Source organism: Paenibacillus sp. ACRRY (assembly GCF_022346995.1).
Taxonomy (GTDB): domain Bacteria; phylum Bacillota; class Bacilli; order Paenibacillales; family Paenibacillaceae; genus Paenibacillus.
The window spans coordinates 922,548-936,882 of sequence record NZ_JAKRNM010000001.1; the positions used below are offsets into that span (position 1 = coordinate 922,548).

General features: G+C 46.6%; 13 protein-coding genes. 2 read left to right on the plus strand and 11 right to left on the minus strand.

The window, feature by feature from the left end:
- Positions 1-34 precede the first annotated feature (34 nt).
- The 4 genes from MH144_RS03920 to MH144_RS03935 form a co-directional block, all read right to left on the minus strand.
- Positions 35-1,225, minus strand: coding sequence for a VWA domain-containing protein (locus tag MH144_RS03920; protein WP_239297753.1), 1,191 nt, complete (start codon positions 1,223-1,225; stop codon positions 35-37).
- Positions 1,210-3,624, minus strand: a complete 2,415-nt coding sequence (locus tag MH144_RS03925) for a DUF5682 family protein (protein WP_239297754.1) — start codon at positions 3,622-3,624, stop codon at positions 1,210-1,212. The genes MH144_RS03920 and MH144_RS03925 overlap by 16 nt, the downstream gene beginning before the upstream one ends.
- The gene (locus MH144_RS03930; protein ID WP_239297755.1) at positions 3,612-4,712 is read right to left on the minus strand and encodes an ATP-binding protein; all 1,101 of its coding nucleotides are present in this window, start codon (positions 4,710-4,712) and stop codon (positions 3,612-3,614) included. The genes MH144_RS03925 and MH144_RS03930 overlap by 13 nt, the downstream gene beginning before the upstream one ends.
- Positions 4,713-5,015: 303 nt before the next feature.
- On the minus strand, positions 5,016-5,993 hold the full coding sequence (locus tag MH144_RS03935) for an aldo/keto reductase (RefSeq protein WP_239297756.1): 978 nt from the start codon (positions 5,991-5,993) through the stop codon (positions 5,016-5,018).
- 292 nt (positions 5,994-6,285) lie between these two features.
- Here MH144_RS03935 and MH144_RS03940 point away from each other — a divergent pair, with 292 nt between their 5' ends.
- On the plus strand, positions 6,286-7,476 hold the full coding sequence (locus tag MH144_RS03940) for a cytochrome P450 family protein (protein WP_239297757.1): 1,191 nt from the start codon (positions 6,286-6,288) through the stop codon (positions 7,474-7,476).
- Positions 7,477-7,517: 41 nt separating this feature from the next.
- Complete coding sequence (locus MH144_RS03945) at positions 7,518-7,877, plus strand: ribosomal protein L7/L12 (RefSeq protein ID WP_239297758.1); 360 nt, start codon at positions 7,518-7,520, stop codon at positions 7,875-7,877.
- 133 nt (positions 7,878-8,010) lie between these two features.
- Here MH144_RS03945 and MH144_RS03950 read toward each other — a convergent pair whose 3' ends face one another.
- The 7 genes from MH144_RS03950 to MH144_RS03980 all read right to left on the minus strand — a co-directional run bounded on the left by MH144_RS03950 (position 8,011) and on the right by MH144_RS03980 (position 14,308).
- Positions 8,011-8,766, minus strand: a complete 756-nt coding sequence (locus tag MH144_RS03950) for an SDR family NAD(P)-dependent oxidoreductase (RefSeq protein ID WP_239297759.1) — start codon at positions 8,764-8,766, stop codon at positions 8,011-8,013.
- Positions 8,767-9,062: 296 nt separating this feature from the next.
- The gene (gene poxB / locus MH144_RS03955; RefSeq protein WP_239297760.1) at positions 9,063-10,790 is read right to left on the minus strand and encodes a ubiquinone-dependent pyruvate dehydrogenase; all 1,728 of its coding nucleotides are present in this window, start codon (positions 10,788-10,790) and stop codon (positions 9,063-9,065) included.
- 250 nt (positions 10,791-11,040) lie between these two features.
- Positions 11,041-11,808 carry an SDR family NAD(P)-dependent oxidoreductase gene (locus MH144_RS03960; protein WP_239297761.1) on the minus strand — a complete coding sequence of 256 codons (768 nt, stop codon included), beginning with the start codon at positions 11,806-11,808 and terminating at the stop codon, positions 11,041-11,043.
- A 115-nt stretch (positions 11,809-11,923) separates the two neighbouring features.
- Positions 11,924-12,229 carry a Dabb family protein gene (locus tag MH144_RS03965; protein ID WP_239297762.1) on the minus strand — a complete coding sequence of 102 codons (306 nt, stop codon included), beginning with the start codon at positions 12,227-12,229 and terminating at the stop codon, positions 11,924-11,926.
- Between the two features lie 183 nt (positions 12,230-12,412).
- On the minus strand, positions 12,413-12,664 hold the full coding sequence (locus tag MH144_RS03970; RefSeq protein ID WP_239297763.1) for a type B 50S ribosomal protein L31: 252 nt from the start codon (positions 12,662-12,664) through the stop codon (positions 12,413-12,415).
- A 142-nt stretch (positions 12,665-12,806) separates the two neighbouring features.
- Positions 12,807-13,073, minus strand: coding sequence for an HPr family phosphocarrier protein (locus tag MH144_RS03975; RefSeq protein ID WP_239297764.1), 267 nt, complete (start codon positions 13,071-13,073; stop codon positions 12,807-12,809).
- 167 nt (positions 13,074-13,240) lie between these two features.
- The gene (locus MH144_RS03980) at positions 13,241-14,308 is read right to left on the minus strand and encodes an NAD(P)-dependent alcohol dehydrogenase (RefSeq protein WP_239297765.1); all 1,068 of its coding nucleotides are present in this window, start codon (positions 14,306-14,308) and stop codon (positions 13,241-13,243) included.
- Positions 14,309-14,335 lie beyond the last annotated feature (27 nt).

Below are 14,335 nucleotides of genomic sequence, written 5' to 3' on the forward strand. Positions count from 1 at the left end.
AAATTTTGAGTGAACATACCTTGTTATAAATTCATTACGTGATAATCTCGCCGATCCAGTCTGCAAGTTCGTTAGGGGTAATTGCGGCGACATGCGCTCCCATATTGGTTAGGGTTTGTGCGGCATGTTTGTTATACACGGTATCCCCATTAAAATCGAGTGCAGTGAGCACCAGCAGTTTGCAACCAGCATCCATAATATCCTTGCACGCTTTATACATGTGTTGGATCGGATATCCCTCTTCCAGATCACTTACAAGGATGTAGATCGTTTTGCCAGGATTATCAATCAATGTCTCGCCATAACGCAGAGCCTTGGTAATGTGGGTTCCTCCGCCAAGCTGTACACTCATGAGCACGTCAACCGGATCATCCAACCTGTCACTTAGATCGACTACCTGGGTATCAAATATAAACAAGTGCGTGCGCAGTGCATTCAAACGGTAGAAGATACTGGCCATTACTGAGCTGTAGATGACCGAGTCCATCATACTGCCACTCTCGTCAACAGCGATAATGACGTTCCATTTATTATGCGGCTTTATATTACCGTCAAAATACAGACGATCAATCACAAATCTGCGGTTGACTCGATCAACATTTTTCAGGTTCTTGGTAATGGTTCGTTTGAAATTTAGATTACGCAGGGACTTTACAGAACTTGGTGTGTAACGGCTGCGTTTTCCCATGATGCTGGCTCTGGTCTGGGACTCCAGTTTACGCTGAAGTTCCTCAACTACAGTCCGTACGATCTCCTTCGCACTCCGCAGGACGTCCCCTTTCATTCGTCCTTTGAATTGCATGATGTTTTTCAGCAGGTTCATGTTGGGTTCAAGAGACTCCAGCAGTTTTTTGTCGGTTAACAGCTCTGTTAGGCCATAACGATCCAGTGCCTGTTTCTCCAGCAGCTCCACGGTTGGCTTGGGGAACAACTCCCTGACCTTATGCAGCCAGTTTGGTACCGTAAGAATAGAGGATCCACGTCCTCCTTCTTTACGGTATCCCTGTTCTTCGCCGTATTCCCGATTGTAGAGGTAACCCAGAATTTCATCGATTTCGGTATACTTGAAATGCTCAGCGTCGTATGCATCCGTATTCGATAAGCCTTCTTCAGCAGAATCTCCTAAGATCAATCGCCATCGGTTTAGCGTTTCAGCCTGTTTGGATACAGGAAGGGGCTTCAATTCAACTGGGGCTCTTTCCCCTTTGTTCAAATCAGCTTCCATGTCTCAAACTCCTTCCGAATGGCTTCATCCCAGGATTTCACCTGAATCAGCGTTAGTTCGTCGACCCCCGGCATCACCATCTCTTCGGCTTGAACCTGATGCAGCTTCGCAACCCGATCCGCAATCAGAGTTGTCTCCATAGGTGTAAAGTAAGTGAATGCAAGCCTTAGTTCCGGGATCATCAACATAAAATCATCATGATCCAGCTGCTCTATCATGTAATTCAGCTCTGATAGCAGCTGATCTTCATATAAAAATGCATCACGTGCGACGGAAAATACGCCCTGTAAATACAGTGCAGTCTGCCGCATTTGATCCGGCGTTCCGCGAATGTACCCCCGAGCACGATCAACGATCTCTTCCCTTGAGCGATCACCGAGTCCCGAGGAAATGGCCAGGCATACGCCTTCGAGTTGAGCCGGAAGGCTGTGGTCTGCCAGCAGTTCATTCAGATGAGCTCTGAAGGTTTCATCCCGGTAGCGTTCTTCGGAAGATTCCGCCAGCATCGCGAGCAGCTTCAGCCCCTGTATAACAGGCTGATGCTCATCAGGATTCGTTCTCGCGAGCTGCAGTAGTTTGTCCACAGCGTTATTGTAGGCCTCGGCAACCAGTTCTGGGAGATGACTGTCATCCGATAATCCCAGTAATCTTCGGTGCTGATGAACTCGGTCCAGAATATGAAGACTCCCGCAGAGCGAGAGGAAATTCCCGTCTTTTCTCAGTGCTGATCGGACTTGATCATACAATTGCGCTGCTGTATCCTGTAAACCCATGAGCAATGCCTGGAGCATGGATTTGGCAAGATCACCACTATGATGATCCGGGATGTCCTGCATGTGTTCTGCCATTTTCCGGGTTGCCGCTTCCTGAACGGTACCACCATAGAGTGAATTTTCAATTAATCTTGCTTCAATTCTTGATGAATAGGTATAGATCCAGGTCTCCCGGACCAAATTCATATCTCGCTGGGCGATCCAGTCTGGCCCGGATTGGCGTTTCGCGAATTCGGGAACCAGATAGGTAATGCATTGAAACAATTGACTAAGCTGCCGATGCTCTGGTTTGGCATATAGATCAAGGACCTTCTTGTGCTGACCGGTCGTACGAATCTGCAGCTTCGCTACCGCACAGCGGGCTTTGAAATCTTCAACGATCGGTATGTTGAATGAATTGGGGGCCACACTTCCTATGGCATCTCCGGTCAGAAGAAGCTGGAGCTCATGCAGCGGTCTTTCTGTAGCAAGTGTAAGCTCACCTTTGACAAAAGAAGACGTTGCCGCGTCCATCAGCTCATAGACTCCGCCTTCTTTTTTATCCCGAAGCGCTGCAAGCCCCTGCACCATGCTGTATGCCTCAATCGCGTCACTGGTCGATACGTGCTCATGGCCCTTACGGAGTGCACGTGTAAGCTTGGACAGAAGATTCACCGCCGTTACGTTGTAAGCGGTACTTTTCTTGCGGAGCAGCTCACTCCATATCATGTCGTAGTAATTCACATATGGCATTCCACTCGCGTAACCATTCAGACGATCCGCTTCTGCAAAGGTGTACACCATGGGATACATCTGCTGATGTACTGAATTCACGGCTCCAGAGCTTATGTTCTTCTTCACAGGCTTGTCCGAAGACTTCTGCGAACCCGAGTCTGTTTCCAAGCCCAGTAGCCCGTACGTATGGAATCCACCTGTAATGACAAGCACGCGATCATATTTCAGGGAAGCCTCACGGATGCAGCTTCGCATGTGCTCTTCTCTGGCAAAATCACCGGAACGGTGTAACCGATCAGCTGTGTAACACATACGGGATAACGTACAATAGGTGAACACATCCTGCACAAATTCCTTTGTGGATTTCTCCAAGCCACCGATCTCAAACACTTTCTCCCATAGTTCGTCGAAGCTGCGACAGTTCATTTTTTGACACAAACGGTTGATAAAGTCCGAACTGGCCAGCAGCGTCTCATCCTGAACAGAGATTTCATGCTGCTCTGCTTTTTCCTTGTTAGAGAAATGATAGTAATCGAGATCAATAAACTGCGCAGGAATACCAAGCCTCGATGCCTCCCGTAACGCTACATATTCAGGGGAATAACGCAGCATCGGATAATAACACGCTGCGCGGTCATCCTCGCTCTCATAGGTATAATACAAGCTGACCGGAGGGATCGTTGCTTCATCAGCCAGCACGGAGAGAAATGGATTACCGCTCTCCGGTCCTTCGATCAGAATACTGTCCGGCTTGTATTCCTCAATCAATTGCAATAAATGATAAGAGCAAACCGGGCTATGATGCCTTATCGGAAAATAAACCGTACCATTATTCAGGCTATACACCTGAGATTCAAAGAGGGTTTGTAACTGGGTAACATCCGGCTCCACTTGTGGCGCTACCCGATCCATTTTTTCTCCTCGTAATAGTCCTTCCAAATCCCCTCTTCTTTTGAGCGCTCCTTCACAACCTTGGAGAAGTAGGCTTTCAGAACGGACAGATCCTTGTCATTTTCCTTGGCAATGGTTCCAAGCATGTTCTGAACCAGACGATCCAATGCGATCCCCTTATCCTCGTAATAATAAGAAGTCATAGCACTTTGTACATATACGGAAACAGCTTCAGCGGTACTCATGGAAGCTTGTGGCGTGTCCAGCTTGTAACCTTCACGACTCATGCCGGTACGCAGTTCCATAAATGTCGTAGCAAGGAGCTCGACCACATCCGGATTAATTTCAATATCAATATCGCTATGTAATAAAAGGCTTCGTGCCTGGGATTCAATAATTTTCGCTTCCATCTTCACACTGCTGATCGGCTTGATCGTTTCGAAGTTGAAACGGCGTTTCAGCGCACCGCTCATCTCGTTAACACCCTTATCACGAATATTCGCTGTAGCAATAACGTTAAACCCCGGCTTGGCAAACAGCACACCACCATCGAGCTCAGGAATACTCATGACTTTGTCGCTTAGAATACTGATCAGACTATCCTGTGCTTCAGCGGGACAACGTGTAATCTCTTCGAAACGGGTGATGATGCCTTTCTTCATGCCGCTGTATAACGGGGCTGGCACCAGAGCCGCTTCCGATGGACCTTTATCAAGCAGCATTGCGTAGTTCCAAGAATACTTGATCATGTCCTCTGTTGTGCCTGCCGTACCCTGAATGGTGTTTAGACTGGTTCCCGAGATCGCAGCTGTCAGCAGCTCACTGAGCATCGTCTTCGCTGTTCCCGGTTCTCCCACCAGCATTAAGCCGCGATTGCCCGCCAGCGTTACCACCGCACGTTCAATTAAGACGTCATTTCCATAAAATTTACGAGTAATCGGTACGGCTTCTCCATCCAACATGGCGGGTTTGTCCCTGCCGATAATGAAATCACGCACATATGCGGGAGACAATAGCCAGTTTGGGGGGCGTTTTCCCTTGTCTTCCTCCCGAAGTGCGCGTAATTCAGTCTCATATAATGTCTCAGCCGGCGGCTTAAGCATTTCCATCGTTATCCTTAATCTCCTTCCACAAAACAGATCGTATGTTCTTATTCCTATTATTTTATCACAGTGGTCTATGAACCACCTTAGAAACCGGGAAAAATGGTTGAAACGTCCCTCTTATCAGAACTCTGAACTAAGTCTATGGACATGGGATATAGCGCATTTATGTATTCACAGACTACTAACTAATACGAGTGATGAATCTATCAATAATAAGACAAATAAAAAAACACAGACCACCGGCCTGTGTTTCGTTCCAGTTTATGAAAAAATGTTTCCGCTAACCTGCAATCATATGTCTCCTGCTTACATTCTTCTTCCACAGGACGCCGAATATAGCTCATACCATTCATGTCGCGTTAGTTCAATCCGGGTTGCATCACGGCAGGCTCGAATGCGTTCCGGCCGAATTGAACCAATCACAGGCTGAATGCCTGCGGGATGTTTCATTAACCAAGCGAGTACAACGGATTCAGCCGTCACACCCCGTTCCCCGGCAATCTTATTCACGACCTGGACTGTATGTTCAATTTCGGGTCTCTGACCTTCGACCACCCTGCCTGTAAATCTCCCTTGTGCAAGTGGTCCCCAAGCCTGCAGCTGGATATTCTCGGCCTGACAATACTCCATCGTACCATAAGGGAAGACTTGATCCTTGGCTTGGGGACGGTTCACGGTAACCCCTGCTTCCACAAATCCGATTTTGTCCAAACTCATCTCGAGCTGGTTCACGAAAAGAGGCACCGAACTATTCAGCTGCAGCAGACGAATCTGTTCCGAACCCATGTTGGATACACCAAAATGTCTGACTTTTCCGGATTGATGGAGCCTCGCCAGTGCTTCACCAATCTCCTGAGGATGCGCAAGAGGGTCAGGACGATGAAGTAAGAGAATGTCCAGGTACTCCACGCCGAGCCGAGACAAGATACCGTCAACACTGGCTTGAATATGCGCACCAGATGTATCGTAACGCTGCGGACCCTCGTCTTCCAGGGCAAGACGTATGCCGCATTTGGATTGAATGATGATCTGATCTCGCAACCCTTTTCTCTCTGACAGAATTCGTCCAAATACATGCTCTGCTTTGCCACGTGTATAGATATCAGCCAGGTCATAATGATTAATGCCGATCTCGAGAGCTGCTTCGACGGCCTGATGACCTTCATGTACCAGATCATTGGTGATGGGAAGTCCGTCCCACTCGCCTCCAAATCGCATACAACCTAATACAAGCGGACTCGCTGGAATCTGCCGACGATTCAGAGGAAGCCGTGATTCATTCATGATAGGTTGCTCCTCTCTTTGTAATTTTCATTCGTTTTGTTTCACTACTGTTTCTTCCTCACGTCTACATTTTCCTTCTCCTTCCAATAAAATCTTCCTGTCCATGGATATGTCTTCTCCTTCTTTGCTCCTCCGCAGGAAAACCGATTTCAATAAAAACAAGGTTTCAACGCTCTTTATATTGAATATATAGAGGGTGCAGGCTTTATGTATCAAGCCGAAGAAGCATACATATGATCCTTTTAGCAAAGGACTTCATAACTGAGCTCTTGGATGAGAGGAGAGAATTGAATTGAATACGAATGAAACTTCACAAACGGCATTCTTCACCAAGGAATTCACTCAAAATCCCTACCCCGTGTACGAAAAGTTGAGAGAGACAGACCCTGTTTTCAAAGTCATGTTTCCCCATGGCGAGTTCGGATGGATTATTACCCGATATGAGGATGCGGTCGAAGTACTCAAGGATCAACGCTTCAGTAAGGATGTAGCCAAACGATACGGACCCGAAAATCAAACTGTTTTTGTGAATAACATGCTATTCTCCGACCCGCCGGATCACCGCCGCCTGAGAGGACTTGTACAGAAAGCGTTCACGCCCAAATTGGTTGCGGATATGAGAAGCCATATTCAGGACATCGCTGATGATCTGCTAAACAAAGTAGGTTCCAGAGATAAAATAAATTTGATTGATGAGTACGCCTTTCCACTTCCGATTATTGTCATCAGTGAAATACTTGGTGTACCTGTAGAGGATCAGGATAAGTTCCGCGTATGGTCCAATTCGATCATTGATGCATCGAGTTCCGATCACGCGGAGATGTTTGAACAGCATGCCAAGGAGTTTACCGAGTACCTGACCGACTGGTTTGCCAAAGTACGCGAGAATCCAGGTAAAGACCTGATAAGCCAGCTTGTGATCGCAGAGGAATCCGGACAACAACTCACTGAAAATGAATTACTCGGTGTTGTCTCCCTCCTTATTATTGCTGGCCATGAGACTACTGTTAACTTGATTGGCAATGGTGTATTGGCCCTTCTTGAACACCCTGAGCAGCGAGATCTGCTGATTCAGAAGCCGGAGCTTATCCATAATGCAGTTGAAGAGATGCTGCGCTACAATGGCCCTGTTGAATTCAGTACGTCACGTTGGGCGCTGGAGGATGTTGAATTCCGTGGGCAGAACATTGCCAAAGGTGAGCTTGTGATTGTGGCGCTTGATTCTGCCAATCGGGATACGGAGAAATTCAAGGATGCCGATATCTTCGACATAACAAGGGAGAAAAGCCAGCATCTCGCTTTTGGTAAAGGCATTCATCTCTGTCTTGGAGCGCCACTGGCACGTCTGGAAGGCGAAATCGCCATCAGTACATTGTTAGCCCGTTATCCTGAAATACAGCTTCAGACCGATGTTACCGAACTGGAGTGGAGACCCGGCATGATTGTGCGAGGACTGAAGGAACTCCCGGTTCAACTCAAATGATGAAATGATTCACACGTAATGAAAGAGAGGCATTCTACATCATGGAAATCAACACCATTTTTTTAATCGTCTTATTACTTTTAATTGTGATACTACTCACCAGATTAATCAGCCTGCAAAGCCAACTGAATGAACTTAAACGGGATGTGGAACGTATTGAGAATGGTGCTGGCATAACGCAACGAACGCCACCTTCCTCATTGAATTATTCTGTTTCATCATCTACCCTGTCATCTTCGTCAGACCATCCAACGGAGTTGTCAGAGCTGGATCAGGAGTTGATCCTAATGATTCAACAAGGCAATAAGATTAAGGCCATCAAAAAGCTTCGCGAAGCCAGAAACCTTTCTCTTAAAGATGCCAAAGATTATGTAGATTCGTTAGAACGTACTTCTTCCTGATCTGCTTGTTAACTCTCCAAACCAATGCTGCTAACGCTACATGAGCAACGTGGTGACAAATATAAAATTGGAGAGCACTGACAAAAGAAAGAGGCCCTGTACACATACAGGGCCTCTTTTTCTTTAATTACTATTATTGTGCAGTCACTGCGCCGTCAATTGGATACACAGCACCGTTGATATAAGGAGCTTCATCTCCGAGCAGGAAGGCAACGAGATTAGCAATCTCTTCGGGTTTACCAAGACGTCCGGACGGAATGCTATCCACGGTTGCTTTGAATACTTCCGGGTTGTCTTTGCCGAATTGAATGACCATTGGCGTCTCGATTGTTCCTGGTGCAATTGCATTGACACGAATATTATCTTTGCCGTACTCAATGGCTGCTGTACGGGTCAAACCAACTACACCGTGCTTGGTAGCTGCGTAAGGAGCAACTGCCGGAACACCGACAATTCCTGCCGTTGAAGCCGTGTTCAGAATGGCACCGCCACCCGTTTTGAGCATTTCGGTGATGACATATTTCAGTCCATAAAATACGCTTCTAAGGTTAATATCGATAATCTGGTCGAACTGCTCAATCGTGTGTTCAATGAGCTTAATACCAGGCCCTGCGATCCCTGCGTTGTTGTAGAACATATCGATTCGTCCGAACTCTTCAACTGTTTTTTTGACATAATTCTCAACGTCACTGGCCTTACTAACATCTGCCTGTACAAAAATGGCTTTGGCACCGAGCTTCTCAATCTGTTTGACTGTTGCTAGACCAGTCTCCTCGACGAGATCAACAACCACAATGGATGCGCCCTTCTCTGCCAGCTTCAGTGCAGCTGCTTGACCCAATCCACTTCCTGCTCCGGTAATAATGGCTACTTTACCTGTGTGACTCATTCTGATCTCCTCCAGTTGTGTTAGTCATCTTGTCATCGGATCGGCTCATTGTGATAAAGTGTAATTCAACAATTTGCGACATATGTAGGTTAAAACTGACATAAATCCTGCCTGACTTTATCTATTTTAATGGACTTACGACATAAAAACAAACCAGATCATATGAGTACATACCATGATCTGGATCACAACCTTGCCATCTCGGAAAGGAGAGATCTTCACCATTCGGTGAATTTAAGCTCTCCATTCATATGAGATGTACAATAGAAGCATGTAGACTACACGTTACTCGCACGTTATCTGAGCAAGTTGGTTTTGGCAAGCTCGATCAATTCATCGCCACGTCCGTTGAGCACTGCCTTCATCATCCACAACGTGAATCCTTCTGCCTGTTTGATATTAATCTTCGGAGGCAGGGACAGTTCCTGACGATTCACGACGGCATCGATCAGAACAGGTCCATCATGTTGAAGTGCACGTTCCACCGCACCCTCCAGTTCTGCCGGGTCTTCGACCCGGATACCTTCGATACCCATGGCCTGTGCAACCAAGGCGAAGTTGGGATTCACCAGTTCCGTGCCAGATTCAAGGAATCCAGCCGCTTTCATCTCCAGCTCCACAAAGCTCAGCGCACCGTTGTTGAACACGACCACTTTTACAGGAAGATTATGCTGCTTGAGCGTCAGTAGATCCCCCATCAACATGGCAAGCCCGCCATCTCCGGACAGCGAGATCACTTGCCTTCCTGGATTCGCTACCTGTGCGCCTATCGCCTGTGGAAGTGCATTTGCCATGGTACCGTGATTGAATGAACCCAGTAATCTTCGGTTACGACTCATCTCCAGGTAGCGTGCAGCCCATACCGTAGGTGTACCTACATCACAAGTGAAAATGGCATTCTCCCCTGCAGCATCGCTGATCACTTTGGTTAGATACTGCGGATGAATCGGTTTCTTTCCAGGTTTACCGACAGCAAGTTCATCCAGCTCCTTACGTACCTTCAGATAATGGTCCACACTTTTACGTAGATGTTTGTCATTATGCTCGTGTGTCAATAAAGGCATCAAAGCCTCAATGGTTGATTTGATATCTCCGCACAACCCATAGTCCAGTTTCGTGCGCCGACCAAGGTGGGATGACTGTATATCGACCTGAAGGACGATTGCATCCTCTGGATAGAATTGACGATATGGAAAATCTGTTCCGAGCATTAACAAGACGTCACAGTCCATCATCGCATGATAACCGGATGAGTACCCAATTAAGCCAGTCAATCCGACAGAATAGGGATTTTCGTACTCCAAATACTCCTTGCCCCGCAAAGCTATAACCATGGGAGATTTCAGACGATCACACAGCTGCATGAGAGATTCCCGCGCACCTGCACATCCCGCGCCACAAAGTAGCGTGATTTTTTTGTCCTGATTCAGGTAATCGGCCAATTTCTGCAATTCCTGTTCAGAAGGGTGAACAACAGGCTGTGTCACATGGTAGACATGCTCGGGGACAGGCAGATTCGCTGCCTCAAGGCCTGCTACGTCTCCTGGAAGAACAATGACGGATACACCTGAACGTGCTACCGCAGTTTGTAACGCCATAGTAACCGATCGAGGCATTTGCTTGGCTGTCGTAATGACCTCGCAATAATGACTGCATTCCTGGAAGAGATATTCCGGATGAGTCGATTGAAAATAATCGCTTCCGATCTCATCACTCGGAATGTGAGCAGCAAGAGCAAGTACTGGCACACGGTTTCGGTGACAATCGTACAAGCCGTTAATCAGATGCATGTTTCCTGGCCCGCTACTCCCAGCACAGACAGCGATACTTCCACAGACCTGTGAATCTGCTCCAGCGGCAAATGCAGCTACCTCTTCATGGCGCACATGAATCCATTCGATTTTACCCGAACGCCGGATGGAATCCAGCACTGCATTAAGTGAATCACCCACGATGCCATATATTCGTTTAATTCCTGCATTTAATAATGCTTCAACCAGTACATCTGCGATTGTTGTTTTCATAGCGGATCTCCTTTAATCGCTTATTTTGAGTTATGTTTCCACCCCGTCAATATACCTATTCTAATACCCCAATCTTTCGAAAACCGAATCAAAATCATATGTAGTTTTGGATATATAAAACAAAACACCCCTACGCCATTCCGTCTTCACGGAGCTAGATAGGGGTGTTTCAATGATTCTTTCCTAAGCAAGATATAAGTATATAAGTATATAAGTAATTCAATTCATTCTTTTCTAACACATATTCAAATCAAATAGCTGGCATCACGTTGCCGCCAGTGACCGGGATATAGGCACCTGTAATAAAAGAGGACAGGTCCGATGCCAAAAAGGCTACCGCATTGGCAATCTCCTGATCTTCACCCCTGCGTTTCAAAGGAACTGTACGCGTGTAACCCTCATCATGCCCAGGCTCACTGTTACGATCACGATCGCTTATTGTCCAGCCTGGAGCGACTTGGTTGACGGTAATCTGATACTCTCCCACTTCCTTGGCAAGAACCCGATACAGTCCGTCCATCCCACGTTTCCCTGCGGTATATGCCGATTGTGTCGCAAAGTTCTGCATGGCACATTCCGTGTTAATGCCGATAAATCGACCGCCTCTGGCTTCCTTCATGTGTGGAATAAATGCCTTGGCGAGATACACACTCTGCAGTACGCAAGATTCAAATTGGCTGATGTAGTCTTCTGGAGATTGTTCGAGCACCGTGGTCCATTCATATTGAATAACCGCATTAGCTACCACAATGTCAACCCCGGCGACGCCAAGACTAGCCTGAATCTGATCCCGCATTTGTATAGCTGTTTCCTGTTTCGTAATATCTCCTTGAACGATAACTGCCTGTCTACCACTCGCCTCAATCTCTTGCTTAAGTTCGAGAGCTTTGGTTTCATTGTTTATGTAATGCAGCGCGAGATTGGCACCACAACTAGCCAGCGTACGAGCGATTACTCTCCCGAGTTGTCCAGTGGAGCCAGTGACCAGCGCGGTCTTGCCTGTAAGATCCAATTGCATGGAGACAGCACCTCTCTAGTTCTAAATCAATAAATGAATTAACTGAAATTGCAGCATGATGAATTAAAACGGTTTCGAAAAGTGTCATTTCCTTATCTTAAATTAATATTTTAATTCATATTCCGTGTTTGATCAGATCAATTTCCTGAAAACGGCTAACTTCCTTCTCCCAACGCTCTTCCACGTATTTGCGGTGAACCGGGTGCTCATTATATGCATCATAAGCTGCTTGATCGGCGAAAACCATTGAGAAACTGTAGTCAAACTCATTTTTGGCGCTTACCTGACGCAGTACCTGGAAGTTCTCCACGCCCGGAATGACTGCAAGTGCATCCGCACTTTCTTTCAGAAAAGCTTCTGCCTCTGCTGTATCCTTGCCAGCGTAGAGTGTAAACGTAACCATATGTGTAATGCTACTCATCTCTATTTCCTCCTCCAATATGATTTCACTCATTTCCTAGTTTACCTCCGAATGATATGTAAGCGCAATCCTTAATAAAATTTGTCAGAGTTTGGAGCCTTGGTAGACCTGCAAATGATGTTCAAGACATAGAAAAACCCCGGAAACGAATTCCCGAGGTTGATCTTGCCATCTATGGACAAACTAGTTTTTGAGGTTGTATTTACGGTTGAACTTGTCAACACGACCACCGATGTCCACGTTTCTTTGTTTACCAGTGAAGAAAGGGTGGGATGCGGAACTAGTGTCCACACGGATTACAGGGTAAGAGTTACCATCTTCCCATTCCATTGTCTCGTTCGAGAATTTAGTCGAAGAGCTCAGGAATTTGAAATCAGCACTTGCATCGTAAAAAATAACTGTTTGTGTCTTTGGATGGATATCAGCTTTTGGCATAATCTATTTACACTCCTTTAAATGGGTACTTCCTTGAATAGAACTAAATTTTATTATACTCTTTTTTTGGACAAAGTACCAGCAGGATTTGAAGAAACGATAAATATTTACCTATTCGCCACAATCTGCACCTGATCACGTTCTAAGTTATTCCCTTCTCCAGTACATCCAGCATGTACTCCAGAGCCTCCAATTCATCTCTTCCTCGCGTCTGCAATCTGACTATACTGCCATGACGAATCGGAAGAAGCGCCATGCCAAGCAGGCTTTTGACATCTACACGACGCTCATGCTCAGACTCAACAAACGACAATGAAATATCCGAGGCAAAACGTGACGCTTGAGAAGATATAGACATCAGATCATCCCGGTGAAAATCAGAGTGAATCGTAAATTCATGTGTTCTCACAACCTTCAGTTCCTTTCGCTAAGTAGCTTACCAACCAGAGAGGTTTGTATCCATTTATATATTAAAATCTCCATGAATTATACCATGTTATGGGAGCTTGTATAATCATTTATTTGGTGAAAATGAAAAAAAAGAAGTCCCTGAATCGGGACTTCCTGAGTAGAGAATTACTTGCCGTTGGGATAGACCATCACTTTCAGACTGCCGCTCTTATTGTGAAGAGCCCGTTCCATCGCTTGTTGAGTTTCATCCAGTGAATAACGATCCGTGATCAAGGACAATACATCGTGCTGACCGGAGCTCAGGAATTCAATTCCCGCTGGATAGGTGTTGGCATAGCGGAATATCCCGTATATATCAACCTCGTTATCAGCAATAAAAGGAACATTCAGTGCAATCTCATCCTGTGCCGGCAGGCCCACAATGGCAAGTTTGCCTCCGCGCCGCAGTGAATACAATGCAGATTGGAGCGCTTTGGGATTCCCTGCAGTTTCCCAGGCCGTATCCACACCGATTCCATTCGTTAACTCTCGAATGACTGTCTGTGCATCCTCGTTTCTCACATTAATCGTATGCGTGGCTCCCATACGCCGAGCTGCTTCAAGTCGAACTTCCTCCAGGTCCGTAACGATAATTTTGTCGACTCCAAATGATTTTGCAGCAGCGACAGCCATCAGCCCAACAGGTCCCATGCCCATGATCGCCAGCGTGGTTCCTGGAGCAAGTTTACTACGACGCGCAGCGTGAATGCCTACCGAAAAAGGCTCGTTCATGGCAGCTTCCTCAAAGGACAGATGATCCGGAATTGGAAAAACCATATCCTCACGAATGGTCATGTATTGTACAAATGCACCGTCAACAGGCGGGGTTGCGAGGAATTGTACATCTGGACACAGGTTATATCGTCCTTCCTTACATGCCGTGCAGCGTCCACAAGTAACGCCTGGCTCGATGGCAACCCGGTCACCCGCCTTCAAGCGTGAAACGTTCGAGCCTACAGCAGCTACAATACCTGCACATTCATGCCCCAGAATAATGGGCTTTTCCACTACAAATCTGCCGATTCTTCCGTGTTCAAAATAATGCACATCCGACCCGCACACACCCACTGCCATGACCTGAATCAGAACTTCGTCCTCGGCAGGCTTCGGTACAGCCTGTTCTTCGATGATGATTCGTCCTGGTTCCGTCATTACAGCTGCTTTCATGGTCTGGGGTAATTGATGCTGTCCCATTGGATTTTCGCCTCCTCTTGGTTGCCA